At 67.3% G+C, this 15,815-nt stretch carries 18 protein-coding genes; 11 read left to right on the plus strand and 7 right to left on the minus strand.

Annotated features, from left to right (window positions below):
• Positions 1-5: 5 nt before the first annotated feature.
• From AB0M14_RS17095 to AB0M14_RS17125, 7 genes are all read right to left on the minus strand, one after another.
• The gene (locus tag AB0M14_RS17095) at positions 6-860 is read right to left on the minus strand and encodes a GNAT family N-acetyltransferase (RefSeq protein WP_364995309.1); all 855 of its coding nucleotides are present in this window, start codon (positions 858-860) and stop codon (positions 6-8) included.
• 4 nt (positions 861-864) lie between these two features.
• Positions 865-1,647 carry a phosphotransferase gene (locus AB0M14_RS17100; protein ID WP_364995313.1) on the minus strand — a complete coding sequence of 261 codons (783 nt, stop codon included), beginning with the start codon at positions 1,645-1,647 and terminating at the stop codon, positions 865-867.
• Between the two features lie 32 nt (positions 1,648-1,679).
• Positions 1,680-1,997 carry a hypothetical protein gene (locus AB0M14_RS17105; protein ID WP_364995316.1) on the minus strand — a complete coding sequence of 106 codons (318 nt, stop codon included), beginning with the start codon at positions 1,995-1,997 and terminating at the stop codon, positions 1,680-1,682.
• Positions 1,990-2,292, minus strand: a complete 303-nt coding sequence (locus tag AB0M14_RS17110) for a hypothetical protein (RefSeq protein WP_364995318.1) — start codon at positions 2,290-2,292, stop codon at positions 1,990-1,992. The genes AB0M14_RS17105 and AB0M14_RS17110 overlap by 8 nt, the downstream gene beginning before the upstream one ends.
• A gap of 51 nt (positions 2,293-2,343) precedes the next feature.
• The gene (locus AB0M14_RS17115) at positions 2,344-2,868 is read right to left on the minus strand and encodes an NUDIX domain-containing protein (RefSeq protein WP_364995321.1); all 525 of its coding nucleotides are present in this window, start codon (positions 2,866-2,868) and stop codon (positions 2,344-2,346) included.
• A 103-nt stretch (positions 2,869-2,971) separates the two neighbouring features.
• Positions 2,972-3,412 (minus strand): hypothetical protein, encoded by a 441-nt coding sequence (locus tag AB0M14_RS17120; RefSeq protein WP_364995324.1) that lies wholly within the window; start codon positions 3,410-3,412, stop codon positions 2,972-2,974.
• Positions 3,413-3,518: 106 nt separating this feature from the next.
• Positions 3,519-4,724, minus strand: coding sequence for a DUF418 domain-containing protein (locus AB0M14_RS17125; RefSeq protein WP_364995326.1), 1,206 nt, complete (start codon positions 4,722-4,724; stop codon positions 3,519-3,521).
• A gap of 153 nt (positions 4,725-4,877) precedes the next feature.
• Here AB0M14_RS17125 and AB0M14_RS17130 point away from each other — a divergent pair, with 153 nt between their 5' ends.
• The 11 genes from AB0M14_RS17130 to AB0M14_RS17180 all read left to right on the plus strand — a co-directional run bounded on the left by AB0M14_RS17130 (position 4,878) and on the right by AB0M14_RS17180 (position 15,807).
• A complete protein-coding gene (locus tag AB0M14_RS17130) occupies positions 4,878-5,489 on the plus strand; it encodes a hypothetical protein (protein ID WP_364995329.1) in 612 nt (203 codons plus the stop codon).
• Between the two features lie 95 nt (positions 5,490-5,584).
• Positions 5,585-7,084 carry a depupylase/deamidase Dop gene (dop, locus tag AB0M14_RS17135; protein ID WP_364995332.1) on the plus strand — a complete coding sequence of 500 codons (1,500 nt, stop codon included), beginning with the start codon at positions 5,585-5,587 and terminating at the stop codon, positions 7,082-7,084.
• A 153-nt stretch (positions 7,085-7,237) separates the two neighbouring features.
• Positions 7,238-7,432 carry a ubiquitin-like protein Pup gene (locus AB0M14_RS17140; protein ID WP_194813738.1) on the plus strand — a complete coding sequence of 65 codons (195 nt, stop codon included), beginning with the start codon at positions 7,238-7,240 and terminating at the stop codon, positions 7,430-7,432.
• Positions 7,433-7,446: 14 nt separating this feature from the next.
• The gene (prcB, locus tag AB0M14_RS17145) at positions 7,447-8,295 is read left to right on the plus strand and encodes a proteasome subunit beta (RefSeq protein ID WP_364995335.1); all 849 of its coding nucleotides are present in this window, start codon (positions 7,447-7,449) and stop codon (positions 8,293-8,295) included.
• Positions 8,292-9,074: a proteasome subunit alpha gene (prcA, locus tag AB0M14_RS17150; protein WP_364995337.1), complete on the plus strand. Its 783-nt coding sequence runs from the start codon at positions 8,292-8,294 to the stop codon at positions 9,072-9,074. The genes prcB and prcA overlap by 4 nt, the downstream gene beginning before the upstream one ends.
• 408 nt (positions 9,075-9,482) lie before the next feature.
• On the plus strand, positions 9,483-10,355 hold the full coding sequence (locus AB0M14_RS17155; RefSeq protein ID WP_364995340.1) for an alpha/beta hydrolase: 873 nt from the start codon (positions 9,483-9,485) through the stop codon (positions 10,353-10,355).
• 140 nt (positions 10,356-10,495) lie between these two features.
• The gene (locus tag AB0M14_RS17160) at positions 10,496-11,809 is read left to right on the plus strand and encodes a hypothetical protein (protein WP_364995344.1); all 1,314 of its coding nucleotides are present in this window, start codon (positions 10,496-10,498) and stop codon (positions 11,807-11,809) included.
• Positions 11,797-12,300, plus strand: a complete 504-nt coding sequence (locus AB0M14_RS17165; protein ID WP_364995347.1) for a hypothetical protein — start codon at positions 11,797-11,799, stop codon at positions 12,298-12,300. Before AB0M14_RS17160 ends, AB0M14_RS17165 begins: the two co-directional genes overlap by 13 nt.
• A 16-nt stretch (positions 12,301-12,316) precedes the next feature.
• On the plus strand, positions 12,317-12,448 hold the full coding sequence (locus AB0M14_RS17170; RefSeq protein WP_364995350.1) for a hypothetical protein: 132 nt from the start codon (positions 12,317-12,319) through the stop codon (positions 12,446-12,448).
• Between the two features lie 327 nt (positions 12,449-12,775).
• On the plus strand, positions 12,776-14,473 hold the full coding sequence (locus tag AB0M14_RS17175) for a fatty acyl-AMP ligase (RefSeq protein WP_364995353.1): 1,698 nt from the start codon (positions 12,776-12,778) through the stop codon (positions 14,471-14,473).
• A complete protein-coding gene (locus AB0M14_RS17180) occupies positions 14,470-15,807 on the plus strand; it encodes a MupA/Atu3671 family FMN-dependent luciferase-like monooxygenase (protein WP_364995355.1) in 1,338 nt (445 codons plus the stop codon). Before AB0M14_RS17175 ends, AB0M14_RS17180 begins: the two co-directional genes overlap by 4 nt.
• Positions 15,808-15,815: the final 8 nt, after the last annotated feature.

The following is a 15,815-nucleotide window of genomic DNA, read 5'->3' on the forward strand; positions in this document are numbered from 1 at the left end:
GGCGGTCAGCCGAGTTCGAGGGTGGTGGTGCCGAAGATTCGGGCTGTGTGGTGGGGACGGACGGGGCCGGTGTACATGCGGGCGGTTTCGAAGGCGGGTTTCAGGGCGGCTTCTTCCGCCAGGTGGACGGCGGGGGTGTTGTGGAGGGGGACGTCGATGGCGAGGGGGCCGTCGGCGATGGCGGCGAGGGCGCAGAGAAGCTGGCGGGCGTCGGCGGGGGTGTCGGCGAAGAGGGGGCCGACGCGGAGGGAATGCCTTGCGGGGCGGATGGTTCCGTAGCCGGTGAGACGGCCGTCGAGGATGCGGACGACGGTTTGGTGGCGGGGGTCGCCGAGCCAGGAGTCGAGGAAGCGGGGGCGGTCGGCGGGGACGCAGCGGGTGTCGTAGGCGTGCAGGCCGGTCAGGTCGCCGGGGGAGAGGGCGCGGACGGTGGCATCGGGGGGTGGGAGGTCCGGTTCGCCTTCGAAACGTGCTGTGCGGTAGGCGAGTTCGAAGCCGCTGCGCCGGTAGTTGGCCTGCTGGGCGGGGACGCCGTCGAGGCCGACTACCCGGGCGCCCGCGTGTTCGAGGCCGGCGCGCCAGGTGGCCAGGCCGAGGCCGGCGCCGCGCAGGTCCGGCCGCACCAGGTAGAAGCCCAGGAACGCGTAGTCCGGGCCGTAGTTCACCACCGACACCGCGGTGGCGGGCTCGCCGTGGAGTTTGCCGAGGAAGAATCCGTCGGGGTCCTGGGTGAAGAAGGTGGCGGTGTCTCCTTCGCCCGGGTTCCAGCCCTCCGCGTCGGCCCATTCGACGACGGTCGCCCAGTCGTCGCGGGTGGCGGGAGCGATTACGAGGGCGTCGGGGCGCACGGCATCCGGCATGCGTTCACCGTAGAGGTATCCCGGCGGAGCCTTCCAGCCTTTCGAGCACACCGGCCAAACCGCTTCGCCGCACGGCGATGTCGCCGATATCCGCGCCGTAGACGACCTCGTGCCACGGGCCGAGTTGATGCCAGATCAGAGCCCGCCGGCGCAGCTCCCCGGTGACCCCGTAGGCGTCGGCGACCGCGTCGGCGAAGGCGGTCGGCGCGCCGTAGAGGGCCCACGCGAGATCGATCGCGGCGTCGCCGACGTGCGCGTCGCCGAAGTCGATCACTCCGGAGACGCGTCCGCCGTCGGTCAGGACATGTTCGGGACCGAGGTCGCCGTGTACGACCGTGTCGGCCGGGAAGTCCCGCAGCGCGTCGAGGATCGACTGGGCCGAATCCTGTTGCGCGACAGGAATCAATGGCACGACCTCCGACTGGAACCTGCTGATCTCCGCGATTCGGCTGCTCCTGGTCTGCTCCGCCGGGATCAATCCGTGCCGAACCGCCTCGGCCGCGGAACTGCCGTGCAGCGCGCGCAGGAACCTCCCCACCGCGACACCGTCCTCGACACCGGGCGACTCGAGCGCGTCACCGGGTACCAGCGCGTGCCGGACGACCAGCGGGTCGTCGGTGAGCACAGCGGGTATCGGCACCGGCAGCGGCAGCGACGGGGCCAGCCAGGGCAGCAACCGAGTCTCACGCCGAAGCTGATCGGCGACCTCCGGCCGCCGCGGCCGCCGCTCGATCCAGCGTCCCTCGACCAGCGTGGCCAAGCTGTCCCAGCCCTGTGAGAACTCCATGGCCCCACGGTAAAGCAGGGCTGACTTGTCGATCAGGCGGTGCGATTGAGCTCGGTCACGATCCGCGCCAGATCCGACCACATCACCGGCCGGTCGTGCTGCTCGGCCTGGGCCAGGTCGCGTTCGATCAGCGATCGGATGTAGGCGCTCTGGCTCAGGCCGAGGCGCACGGCCCGGGCCTTACATCGGCTGTCGAGATCGCCGGGCAGTTTGACCGAGCGCGGGACCAGGTCGGCCCCCGTGTCCTGCCCGGTCACCACGGGCACCTCGACGGTTTCGTCGTCACGGTAGGTGAGCCGGCCCATGATCGCCTGCATGTCCTCGGCGTTGGTGGGGAAATGTTCAGTCATCGTGGGTCGCCTCCCATTTCTCGAATTCGGTGACCTGCTCGGGTTGCAGGTGACCGGCGCCGCAGATGTACAGATCCGGACCCATGGTGCGAGCCAGCACCGCGAGGGGCCGGCCGGCCCCGGTACGTCCCCACAGCACGACATACCGGATTCCCGTCGCCCGGTCGTCGGCGGGTCGGAGCCACACCGGACGCTCCCCGGCCAGCCAGGCGTTCACCAGGTCGAACACATCGTCGGAGTCGACTCCGGCACGGGCGAGAAGCTGGCCCAGCGCGAAGTACCACTCAATACCCACGATCCAGACTACCACGAGACTACCGCAGGTCAGAAGCCCTATCTCAGGCGATCAGCGATGTAATTCGATGGCCAGCCGGACCAGTTCGGCCATGTGGTCGCCGTCGGTGGCCGAGAGCCGGATCGCCTCGTCGAAGGGGACCGTGCGGACCTCGAGGATCTGCTCGCCGTCGTCCGGATTGGTGGGCGCGGAGTCCACGACGACGTCGGCGGTGCACCACAGCCAGGCCTTGTGCGGGTGCGGTTGCCAGGGGAGATACGGCTCGGGCAGATCGCTGGTGGCGTGGTGCGCGCCGATGCGGTGGATCGGGCCGATCGGCCGCGCGCCGGCTTCCTCGCGGAGTTCGCGCCGCACGCAGGCATCGATCGACTCGCCGGCTTCCCGGGTGCCGCCGGGCACCAGCCAGAAATCGCGAGCGTCGCGGCACAGCACGATCTCGGCGCCGGCGAAGCAGACGACGTGCACGTTGGTGACCAGCTCGTCGGCCGGGATCTCGGTGGAGAACTGGACGTCGAGACCGCCCCACTCCCAGCGGGTCGGCCGGTGCAGCAACGGGTATCGCTCGGCGAGGCTCACCCCGACCACGCTAGCGAAAAGATGACCCAAACCCCCACGAGTTCGCCACCCGCACATCGTTGTACGGGCACCCGGCAGTGCTGTTGCAGGGCTCTCCGGTAAATCAGCGGACTCGCAGGAGCAGGGCTTCCGGGTCGAGCTCTTCGTTCTCGACGCGGAAGGCATTGCGGAACAACTGCTGGTTGCGGTCGTTGCGGCGGGGGATGCGGCCGGTCTCGGGGTTGATGCGGCAGGTCGCCGCGCAGCGCAGCCAGTCGCGGGTGCAGGCGGCGTCCTGGAAGCGCGGGAAATGGAACTTCGGACCCATGGCCCAGCCCATGGACAGCAGCCCGAGCTGCGCGTCGGCCGGCCAGGAATTGAAGGCGGCGAAGGGCATGATGACCGAGCCACTGTGGTGGCGCACCATCCGGCCGCGCAACAGCGTTTCCAGTTCCTCCAATTGGCGGAATACGGCGGCAGTCTCGTCCGGGCCGGTGGCCGGGGTTCCGCGTGCGAGCAACGGTGCGTTGAACGGAAGCCAGACCTCGCGGACCGAGGCTTTCATGCAATCTCCTTGTGGACTAGATGTTTCCATAGTGCGGTCCACACAGGCGAAGAACACGAGTAGCGCACTACTCGTGTTCTTCGCCGAGATCAGGCGATTGCGGGTTTCAGCGCTCCCGGGCAAGGAAGCGATAGCTGCTGTGCCACAACCACTCCACCGGTCCGCGCTCGAACCGGCGCAGCCACAGGTGGGCCGCGGTGATGATGATCAGCGACACCAGCACGTACATGCCGATGGTGAACGGCACGTAGTTCTCGGGGGCGACGCGGGCCGCGAGCCCGAAACCCCAGCCGTAGCAGAAGATCGAGGCCACCAGGTTCTGCAGGATGTAGCAGGACAGCGCGGTCCGGCCGACCTCGGTGAGGCGGCGGCCCGCGAACCCGACCCGCGGCCGGCGCACATAGAACTCGGCGACCAGCGCCAGCACGCCGAAAGCCACGAACGGCGCGGTGCCGTACCGGGTGAACACCACGATGTCGCCGCCCACCGCGATACCCGCCGCCAGATCGATCGGCGCGGCGATCGCGCCGACGATCATGAGCCGCTTGCGGATTCGCGCGCCCTCGGCGGTGAACAGACCGGCCCGGAACAGGCGCGCGCCGGCCAGGAACAGCGCCACGGACATGGCGAAGACGAAGATCGCCTCGATCCGGAAGCCGCCCGCGTTCTCCAGCCGGAACAGCACCAGATCCCAGAACGACCCGTCGGCATACGGATTCGGGTCGAGCGGCTCCCGCGCCGCCGCCTCCTGCCGCGGCGCGAACGCGATCACCAGCCCGATCAAGGTGAGCATCGCGGTGTGCACACTCGCCGCGATGATCAGCCAACGACGTTGCGCCCGTTCACTTGTCGCGAGCACATAGGCGACCACGAGCCCGGTCAGCGCGTACCCCATCAGCACGTCGAACTCGGCGACCAGCACGAAGTTCAGCACACCGTCCAGGAACAGCAGCCCCGCCCGCAGCGGATACTTCCCCGGCCAGCGCCGCCCGCCGCGTACCGCCGACCGCTGCTGAATAGCCAGCCCGATGCCGAACATGATCGTCAGCAATCCGAGGAACTTGCCCTGCGCCACCTGCTGCAGCGCCCGCTCCGCCCACATCCACCCGCCTTCGGCGGACCGTCCGAGTTCACTGATATAGCCGAGCAGCCCCTCCGGATTGGTGAGAATCCAGATATTGGTGCCGAGGGTGCCCAGAATCGCGATGCCGCGCAGCACGTCCAGCGCGACCAGCCGGGAGGGCCGCGCCGGCTCCTCCGCTTCACGGTGCCGCCCTGCGTCCGGACGGGGATCGACAATCGATTCGGTCATGCAACGACTATCTGATCTCGCGGCCGCTGTCAGGGTCCTCCGGAAGTACGACCCGGGGGATGACATCCAGGTCGTCCGCCGGAACGACCGGCCCCGGCCTCGAGTCGAAAACCCTTTGCGCGCAGCGTCGAAGGGCGCGGAGAATCGCCCTGCATGGGGTGCGATATCCACGGGTACATCGAGTGCCGGGTCTGGTGGCGGCAGAACACCTGGCGGGCCGCGATGGACTTCGACCTGATCGAGGGCGGCCGGCACTACGACGCGTTCGGCCTGCTGTTCGGGGTGCGCAACTACGCCGGTTTCCGTCCGGTCGCGGCGAATCGCGGTATGCCCGAGGATGCTTCGGAGCCGGCGCGGGCCGAATTCGAAGGCTGGGGGGTCGACGCGCACAGCGCCACCTGGATCGGCTGGGACGAGATCGCGCAGCTCGACTGGAGCGAGCCCGCCGACGAACCCGACTCCCGCATTCACGAGTTCAAGCGCGGTCCCGGCGGCGAGTGGGAGCCGGTCGGCAAGGCCGCCTGGAGTGCCAGGTTCGCCGAGGTGCTCGGAAAATCGGATCGGCCCGCGCTCGACTACGGCGAGAGCTGGCCGGAGGGCACCGAGTGGATCGACGGCGACACCATGTTCCGTGTCGTCCGGCTGACCAGGCGTGAGGTGATTCCCGAGGGCGGGAGCTGGCAGCCGACCTGGGACGTGATGGCGGCGCTGGCCGCCGTGCACGGCGCGGCGAACGTTCGGCTCGTGGTCTGGTTCGACAACTGATCCGCCACCCGGAACATCGCCTGCGGGAATGAGATCGGGCGCGTCGCACCCCGGGTGCGGCAGGTCCGGGGGAGGGCGTCGCCTAGGCTCGAGGTATGCAGCGCATTATCGGTATCGAGGTCGAATACGGCATCTCCACTCCCACCGAGCCGTCGGCGAACCCGATTCTCACCTCCACGCAAGCGGTTCTCGCCTATGCCGCGGCGGAGGGTGTGCCGCGCGCCAAACGGACCCGCTGGGATTACGAGGTGGAGTCCCCGCTGCGGGACGCGCGCGGTTTCGACCTGTCCCGGATGAACGGCCCGGCGCCGGTGATCGACGCCGACGAGGTCGGCGCGGCGAACATGATCCTCACCAACGGCGCCCGGCTCTATGTCGATCACGCGCATCCGGAGTACTCCGCGCCCGAGGTCACCGACGCGCTCGACGCCGTCATCTGGGACAAAGCGGGCGAACGGGTCATGGAGGCCGCCGCGCGGCACGCCTCCAGCGTGCCCGGCGCCCCGCGTCTGCAGCTCTACAAGAACAACGTCGACGGCAAGGGCGCCTCCTACGGCACCCACGAGAACTACCTGATGAGCCGCGACACCCCGTTCAACCAGATCATTGTCGGCCTCACCCCGTTCTTCGTGTCCCGCCAGGTCATCTGCGGTTCCGGCCGGGTCGGCGTGGGCCAGTCCGGGGATCACGCCGGGTTCCAGCTGTCCCAGCGCGCCGACTACATCGAGGTCGAGGTCGGCCTGGAGACCACGCTCAAGCGCGGCATCATCAACACCCGTGACGAACCGCACGCCGACGCCGACAAGTACCGCCGCCTGCACGTCATCATCGGCGACGCCAACCTGGCCGAGATGTCGACCTACCTCAAGGTCGGCACCACCGCGCTGGTGCTGGATCTGATCGAGGCCGGCGAGGACCTGTCCGATCTGCAGCTGGCCCGCCCGGTGACCGCCGTGCACCAGATCAGTCACGACCCCACCCTGCGCACCGCTGTGGCGCTCGCTGACGGCCGGGAATTGACCGGTCTGGCCCTGCAGCGGCTCTACCACGAGCGGGTCGCGAAGTTCATGGACCGCGAAGGCGTCGACGACGCCCGCGCCCGCGACATCCTGGACAACTGGGCCATGGTGCTGGATCTGCTGGAACGCGACCCCATGGAGACCTCCGACCTGCTGGACTGGACCGCCAAGCTGCGCCTGCTCGAGGGCTACCGGCAGCGCGAGGGCCTGGCCTGGTCGGCCCCGAAACTGCACATGATCGACCTGCAGTATTCGGACGTGCGCCTGGACAAGGGCCTCTACAACCGCCTGGTCGCGCGGGGTTCGATGAAGCGCCTGGTCACCGAGCAGCAGGTGCTCGATGCGATGACCAACGCCCCGACCGACACCCGCGCCTACTTCCGCGGCGAGTGCCTGCGCCGCTTCGGCGCCGACATCGCGGCCGCCAGTTGGGATTCGGTGATCTTCGACCTGGGCGGCGATTCGCTGGTGCGCATCCCCACCCTGGAACCGCGCCGCGGCACCAAGGCACATGTGGGCAAATTGCTGGATGGAGTGAATTCCGCGGCCGATCTGGTGGAACAGCTGACTACGTAACCGAACACAACCGGACGGCGAATTGAACACAGATCCGCCATCCGGTCGGTGTTGCTGGGTAGGGTTGAAGGACGAGCACGCACATTGCTCATGATCGGGTCCGTGCTCATACTTCAGGTCCGGTCATGATGAGGACAGAGGAGGTCGGCTGCCATGGCACAAGAGCAGACCAAGCGCACCGGGGGCGGCGACGAGGACGAGGGTCCCGAGGGTGTAGACGCCGCAGGACAGGAGCGCCGCGAGAAACTGGCGGAGGAGACCGACGACCTGCTCGACGAGATCGATGACGTGCTCGAAGAGAACGCCGAAGACTTCGTCCGTGCGTACGTGCAGAAGGGCGGCCAGTGACAGCAGGTGACCCGATGCGTCTCCAGCCGGGGCACGCGCTGTCCTCGTTCATCGAGCATCTGCGTCAGCACGCACCGGAGCTGTTGCCGGGCAACAGGTTCGCCGCGATAGACGGTGCCACCGCAGCAGCCGGTGGCGCCGCCGCGTCGGACCTCGCCCCGCACGGCACCACCATCGTCACGGTGTCCTACCGCGGCGGCGTGCTGATCGCCGGTGACCGGCGTGCCACCCAGGGAAACCTGCTGGCCAGCAGGGACATCGAGAAGGTGCACATCACCGACAGTTTCTCGGCGGCCGGCATCGCGGGTACCGCGGGCCTGGCCATCGAGATGGTGCGGCTGTTCGCGGTGGAGTTGGAGTACTACGAGAAGATCGAGGGCGTCTCGCTCACCTTCGACGGCAAAGCCAACAAGCTGTCGAAAATGGTGCGCGACAACCTCCCCGCCGCCATGCAGGGCTTGGCCGTGGTGCCGGTGCTGGTCGGCTATGACGAGCACACCGTCGATCCGGACCGCAAGGGCCGGATCATCACCTACGACGTGGTCGGCGGGCGCAGCGAGGAGCGATTCGGTTACGCCGCGGTCGGTTCCGGCTCGATGTTCGCCAAGTCGTCGCTGAAGAAGCTGTACGCCAAGGGCATCGACGAGGAGCGGGCGCTGCGGATCGCGATCGAGTCGCTGTTCGACGCGGCCGACGACGACACCGCCACCGGCGGCCCGGATCTGGTCCGCGGCATCTTCCCGACGGCGGTCGTGATCAACGAGGACGGCGCCGACGAGGTGACCGAGGAGCGTTTGGCCGCGATCACCCGTGGGATCGTCGCCGACCGTGAGGCTGCGGAAGAAGGGGGTGCCCCCGCATGACACTGCCGTATTACGCCTCGGCCGAACAGATCATGCGCGACAAGACCGAGCTCGCGCGCAAGGGCATCGCTCGCGGTCGCAGTGTCATCGTGCTGGCCTACGACAAGGGTGTGCTGTTCGTCGCGGAGAATCCGTCGGCGACCTTGCACAAGGTGAGTGAGCTCTACGACCGCGTGGGTTTCGCGGCCGTGGGCAAGTACAACGAGTTCGAGAACCTGCGCCGCAACGGCATCCTGCAGGCCGATCTGCGTGGTTACCAGTTCGACCGGCGCGATGTCACCGGTCGCGCGCTGGCCAACGCCTACGCGCAGACCCTCGGCGCCATCTTCACCGATCAGCTCAAGCCCTATGAGGTGGAGATCTGCGTCGCGGAGGTGGGGTATCCGGAGCAGCAGCCCGAATCGGTGCTGTACCGGATCAACTTCGACGGCTCCATCGCCGACGAACGCGAGTACGTGGTGATGGGCGGCACGACCGAGCCCATCGTCAGCGCGTTGAAGAGCTCCTACAAGGCCGGTCTCGACCTCGCCGCCGCGGTCGGCGTCGCGGTCAAGGCGTTGCAGGCCGGCGTGCCCGAGGGCCCGGACAAGCGGTCCATCGGGGTGGCGCAGCTCGAGGTGGCGACGCTGGAGCAGGCGCGCCCGCGCCGGGCGTTCCGGCGGGTCACCAACTCGGCGCTGGAGAAGCTGCTGAACCCGGGCAAGACAGCGGCTCCGGCCGCCGAAGCCGAGCCCGCCGAGGCCCCGGAGAAGTCCGAGGACACGCCGAACTCGGAGTAGTCCGAAGCTCGAAGCCCGGGACCGTGCGGAACCCAATCCCGCACGGTCCCGGGCTTTTTGCATGGCACCGCCCCCGAAATCTGCGTGTCGCAACCACTTCCAGCGTAGTTTGCCCAAACATGGCCGAGAAGCAGTCGAATCACCACGATGCGCTCTTCAAGAAAGCTCTTGGCGCTCCGGCGGACATCGCTGGTGAGTTGCGGTGCCTCGGCCCTCGTGCGAAGGAGGCATACATGTCAATCGCCGACGAACTGCGCGCCGAAGGACGGGCTGAAGGCCGGGTTGAAGGTCGGACCGAGGCATTGGTCAAGGTCGTCCTAGAGCTACTGACCGAGACGAGATCTTCCAGCCCTGACTGGGGAGACGTCACGCCGATGAGTTTCCGCCGCCGGATACGTCAGGACCGGTATGACTACACACACGCTCGAAGTTCCCGGCGCGAAGCTCACCTACGACGTCCACGGCCCACTGCCGACCGCTGATGGCCGCCCGCCGCTGCTCATGATCGGCCTGCCGATGGACGCCAGCGGTTTCACCACGCTCGCAACGCATTTCGCCGATCGCACGGTCGTCACCTATGACCCGCGCGGAATCGGCCGCAGTGTCCGCACCGACGGCCAGGTCGACAACCTGCCCCCGCTTCATGCCGAGGACGTGCACGCCGTCATCGAGGCCCTCGACTCCGGGCCGGTCGAGATCTTCGCCAGCAGCGGCGGCGCCATCGTCTCGCTCGCGCTCGTGACCGCCCATCCCGGCGACGTGACGACCTTGGTCGCGCACGAACCGCCGATGCTGTCGGTGCTCCCCGACGCCGCGGCGGCCAGCCGTGCCGCGGACGGCTATTACGCCGCCTATGCGGCGAAAGGCTTCGGCGCCGGAATGGCGGTCTTCCTCACGATGACGTCTTGGCAGGGCGAATTCACCGACGACTATTTCACCGCGCCCGCCGGCGATCCCGCGATGTTCGGTCTGCCGGTCGAGGACGACGGCTCCCGCGAAGAACCACTGCTGTCGGAGCGTTCCCGTCCGGTCGTCAACTATCGCCCCGACATCGCCGCGCTCACCGCCGCCCCGACTCGGATCGTGCTCGGCATCGGCGAGGAGTCGATGAACACCGTCACCGAACGCACCTCGACAGCGCTCGCTGAGCGCCTCGGCCAGAAGCCAATCGTCTTCCCCAGCCACCACGGCGGATTCACCGGCCCCGAGTCCGGCTATCCGGGACAACCGGAGGCGTTTGCCCGAGTCCTGCACGAAGTCCTGGACGGACCGTCGAGATAGTCCGCCTGCACATTCTCGGCTACCGCGCAAGACCTCTCCGGCCGGATTTCGACCCCGCCGATACGGCTTCCAGGATGAGTTGCCATAGGCGACAGCTCAGAAGACTGGTCGTGATCAAACGACCAGAGGAGTTTCCAGAAATGGTGTCGACGCAAAGGCGCAAGATACTGGCCGGATTGGTGGTCACCGCGGTGGCGGCAGGCGGCGTCGTGGTGGCGCGCGCCGTGGACGAACGCGGCCCAGCTCGAGCGGATCCCAACGTCGTCCTGGCCTGCGCGGACCGCCGCCCGGCTCAGGTCGACCCCGGCAGCTACGGCATGCAGAACGACGGATCCTTCCTGCACCCAGGGCTCACCTACGTGAACGAGGAAGAGCAGCATCCCTTCCCCGGCGGCGGCGAGGATCTGTTTCCCGGCACGGGCGGCTACGACCCGAACACCTACAAGAGCGACAATGTGACGGTCGAGGCGCACTACCCTGGTCAGCGGTTCACACCCGACCCGTTCCATTCCTGGCAGAACATCGTGGACTTCGACGGCCGCCGCTACATGTTCCAATACGATCGCAGCGAAGCCCGCGTCTACGACATCACCGACGTCCGCAACGTGCAGGTCGTCGAATCGCTGACCCGGGCCGATCTGGCCGAGGCGGAGGGCAACGACGAGGCGCTGGCGAGCCAGGATTGGGCGGCCCACGACTACTGGGGCGCCTCCACGATTCAATGGAGCGAGAAATACGGCGGCTACATCATGGTCCAGAGTTTCGAGATGCGCCGTCAGGTTCCGTTCTGGATGGGCGACACCCCAGACAAGAGCAAGTACGCCGCCGCGGCGGGCGTGGCCGCCGCGCGGGCGGACAAGCAGCTCAAGGGTTTCAAGGTGTACAAACTGAACGGCCCGCGCAAATCGGACTGGCAGCTGCTCGCGACGGTGAGTACCGATGCGGCACAGGCGAATCCGCTGGCGCCCGACCTCGGCAAGCCGCAGCAGGGTTCGGGTTCGCTGGATGTGCCGCACTGGGACGGCGGCCGCTACCTGTTCATCTCGACGGCTCCCAGCGATGACTGGTCGATGCAGGAGTACCCGACCTACCTGTATTCCAACGGGTTTCAGGTGTGGGATATGGCCGACCCGGCCGCACCCACACTGCTCGACACCTGGCACCGCGAGGGCATGGTCCGTGGCGAGGAAGCGGCCTACCGCACCAATCCGCGCTGTGGTAACCGGACCTCCTGGATGGGCTCGCGCAACCCGCTCTACATTCCGACCCCGATCGAGGAGGGTGGGAAGTACGGTTTCGCGGCCATGGGTGGCTTCGGCATGTCGATCATCGACATCTCCGATCCGGCGAATCTGCGCGAGGTCGGCCATGTGGACGTCCCGATGTCGGTGGCGGTACCGAAGCCGACAACGTCGACGTCTCCCAGTTCGAAAAGACCGGCATGGTCTATCTGAGCGGTTACCCGTTGTCCGAGGACTGCTACGAGCCGTACAAGGACATCTTCCAGGTGGACGCGACGAACCCCGCGCAGCCGCGCATCGTCGGCCGGTTGCCCCGCCCGACCCCGCCGGAAGGCGCGCCGGTGACCGACTTCTGCCAGCGCGGCGGCAGCTTCGGCCCGAAACGCAGCGGGTACTACACCTCGCCCGGCGACCCACGGGACGGCCTGATGATCTACGACTTCTACAACGCCGGCGCGCAGTTCTTCGACGTCTCGGACCCGAAGAATCCCGAGATCGCGGGCTACTTCGCGCCGCCGACCTTCGGTGCGGAGACCGAGGATTGGGCGCGTAGCAATCCGACGCACGGCGTGTACGTCGAGTACGACCGCAATATCGTCTGGCTGCTGACCAACGACGGCATCTACGCGCTGTCCTCGGAATCCCTGCTCGGGACACCGAATCTCGGCGCCCCCGCAGCGCCCTACCGCACCAGCGCTCGATGATCACTACCGTGGTGGCGTGTCCCTGATCGCACGCGGCGAACAGTCCGCGCTGACCCGCGCGATCCGCCGCTGGTTCGGCGCGACGCCACAACAGGTCCGCGGTGCGGCCCGGGAAAATCGCGACGCTCTCGCGATCCCCCTGATCTGAATCAGCGGTGCCTCGGCAACGACACCCGAGATAACAACGGGCCGTTGCGCATTCCACGGCCGCGTAAGGCTGCATTTCCCCTGCTCGTCGGCGCGCCGACCAGGGTGTGGGGCACTCGGCTACTAACGTTGTGCTCGACGGCGAAAGGAGAACAGTAACAAGCCAGTTCGGTACGTCGGCCGGAGCTGTCGTGTGGCCGACGAGCTTTCTTCCGCGTCTAATCCTCGCTGGTGTAATACCTTTGGATTTGAGTCTCGACAACCTTTTCGCAGGCCTGGAAACCGTTTGTTCGGTGTGGCCGGAGCTGATTCGGGAGGTCGAAGATCGATGAGGTTCGAACAATTCTCTGAGCGTCCCTCGACGCTGGTGGAAATCCTGGTACGGCGCGCTGCCGAACAGCCCGGGCGAGTCGGGTACACATTTCTCGACGGTCATGGTCACCCCGAGGTCGAGGATTACGCCCTTCTGCTGAAACGCATTCTCGGATTGGCGACTCGGTTGCAGACGATCAGTGCGCCGGGCGACCGAGTTCTGCTGCTCTGCCCACCGGGTCCCGATATGGTGCACGCGTTCTTCGCTTGTCTGCTGACCCGGCGCGTCGCGGTGCCGCTGTATGTGCCGGGCTCGCGAAGACATTCCGATACCGTGGCGGCGATCGCGCGGGACAGCGGCGCTGTCGCCGTCATCGCGCCGCAGTCGGCCGCCGCGGTGGCCCGCGACCTGCTCGGCTGGCCCGACGGGAAGATCGTCGACAGCGCGGCCACCGAATCCGGCGATCCGCTGGAGCTGCTCGACACACCGCTGCCTGCGGACGACGACATCACTCATCTCCAGTACACCTCGGGTTCCACCGGTTCCCCGAAGGGCGTGGTGGTGCGCCACCGCAATCTCGTCCACAACCTCGAGTGCTTGCGGCGCGCGCTCGGGCACACCGAGAGCACCTCGGCTGTCCATTGGCTACCGCCGTCCCATGACATGGGCCTGGTGCTGGGAATTCTGCTGCCGCTGTTCGTCGGGTACCCCGCGACGCTCATGGCGCCGGAGACGTTCCTGCGCCGGCCCCTGGTCTGGTTGCGGGCGATCTCGGAGCACACGAATACCACTGCCGGCGGCCCGAATCTGGCCTACGGGCTGTGCGCCGAGCGGGTGTCGCGCACCGAGGCCGAACAGCTGGATCTGTCGGAATGGAACATCGCGTTCGTCGGCGCCGAACCGGTCAATCCGACTGTGCTGGAGACCTTCGCCGAGAAGTTCGCCGGGAGCGGATTTCGCCGGGAGAGTTTCTTTCCCGGCTACGGCCTGGCCGAAGCCACGCTGTATGTGAGCGGCGGGCCGGTCCGATCGGGCGTGCGCACCCGCTCGTTCGCAAACGAGGAGCTGGAACAGGGCCGCGCCGTGGCACGGCCCAATGGTCGAGAGCTGGTCGACTACGGGCCGGTCCGGGCGGGCGCCGCGGCACTGGTCGATCCGGGGACGCTGCGCCGGACGGATGCCGGGCGGGTCGGCGAAATCTGGCTGAGCGGAGCGAGCGTCACTTCGGGATACTGGAACAAACCCGAGGAAAGCGAGCGCACATTCGCGGCGGAAATCGCGAACGAGAGCGGGACGTCCTATCTGCGGACCGGCGATCTCGGATTCATGCTCGACGGGAATCTCTTCATCTGCGGGCGTCTCAAAGAGGTCATGATTCTCAACGGGCGCAATTTGTTTCCGCAAGATATCGAATGGACCATCGAATCCAACCATCCGAGCTTGCGCCGCGGTGGCTGTGCCGCGCTGTCGGTGGAGATCCACGGCGAAGAACGTCTGGTCGTCGTGCAAGAGCTCGAGGACGACACGGCCGACGTCGACGCCGCCGCACTGGAGGATTCGATCCGATCCGCGATCAGTCGTGACCACGCCATATCACTGTATCGAGTGGTTTTCGTGAGCCGGGGCAAAGTCCTGAAAACGACCAGCGGCAAGATCCGCCGATCGCACCTGCGGCATTTGTACGCCAACGAATTCGAATCGAGGGCCCGATGAGCGAGCCGCAGGACGCCGACAGTACGACATTCTTCCTGGAGTGGGCGCGGCAGCGACTGGAACTCGATTCGGTGGACCCCGGGACACCGCTCACCGCCCTCGGCCTCGATTCGGTCAAAGCCGCCGAGCTGTTGACGATACTCGAGGACCGCTTCGGCATCGAACTCTCCGCCGAAGACATCTACGCCGGTATGTGCGTCGCCGACGTGGTCGAGGCAGTCGCCGAACACCGCGATCGCGGCGTCGAAATCGTGGGCGCGGCGACCGGTTCGACCGCACGGCCGGAGCAGGCCGCCACCGGTATCCAGTTCGGCCTGTTCTTCTTCGCCAGCGACGCACAGCACGCCGACTCGCACCGCTACCAGCTGTTGTTCGACAGTGCCCGTTTCGCCGACACGCACGGCTTCAGCTCGATCTGGCTGCCGGAGCGCCATTTCCACAAGTTCGGTGGTCTGTACCCCAATCCCGCCGTGCTCGCGGCGGCGCTGGCCGCGATCACGCAGCGGGTGCGGATCCGGGCGGGCAGTGTGGTGCTGCCGCTGCACAACCCGGTGCGCGTCGCCGAGGACTGGTCGGTGGTCGACAATCTGTCGGACGGGCGGGTCGACGTCGCGTTCGCCACCGGCTGGAATCCCGACGATTTCGTACTGGCACAGCACAATTACGAGACCCGGGTGGAGGTCACCCGGTCCGGGATGGACACTGTTCAGCGACTGTGGCGCGGCGAGTCGATCACGCTGCCGAACGGTGTCGGTGACGCGCGGCCGGTGTGTATCTTCCCCACCCCGATCCAGCCGGACCTGGCCACCTGGGTGACCTGTAGCGGGGGCGTGGAGCGCTTCGAGATGGCGGGCGAGCTCGGCGCGAATGTACTGACCGCCTTGCTCTTCCAGAGCGTGGACGAACTGGCGGACAAGATCACCGCCTACCGCAAGGCGCGCGACCGCCACGGCCACGACCCCGAAGCCGGGAAGGTCACGGTCATGCTGCACACCTTCGTCGGAGCCGACGACGCCGCGGTGCGCCAGACGGTGCAGGGACCGTTCAAGAGCTACCTCGCGGATTCGGTCGATCTGTGGCGCCGCGGCGCGGCGGCGCTCGACAGCTTGGACGACCGGTCGCGAAACAAGGTGCTGGACTTCGCTTTCGAACGCTATTACCGAACCAACGGGCTCTTCGGCACGCCGGAATCGGCGCTGTCGATGGTCGAGAGCCTGCACCGAGCGGGCGCGGGGGAGATCGCCTGCCTGATCGACTTCGGAGTCGCCGCGCCGGCGGTGCTCGACGGGCTCGAATCGCTGGCGACCCTCGCGGACAAAGCACGTTCTCTATGAGTTTTCAG

It is taken from the genome of Nocardia sp. NPDC051832, from assembly GCF_040681285.1.
Taxonomy (GTDB): Bacteria; Actinomycetota; Actinomycetes; order Mycobacteriales; family Mycobacteriaceae; genus Nocardia.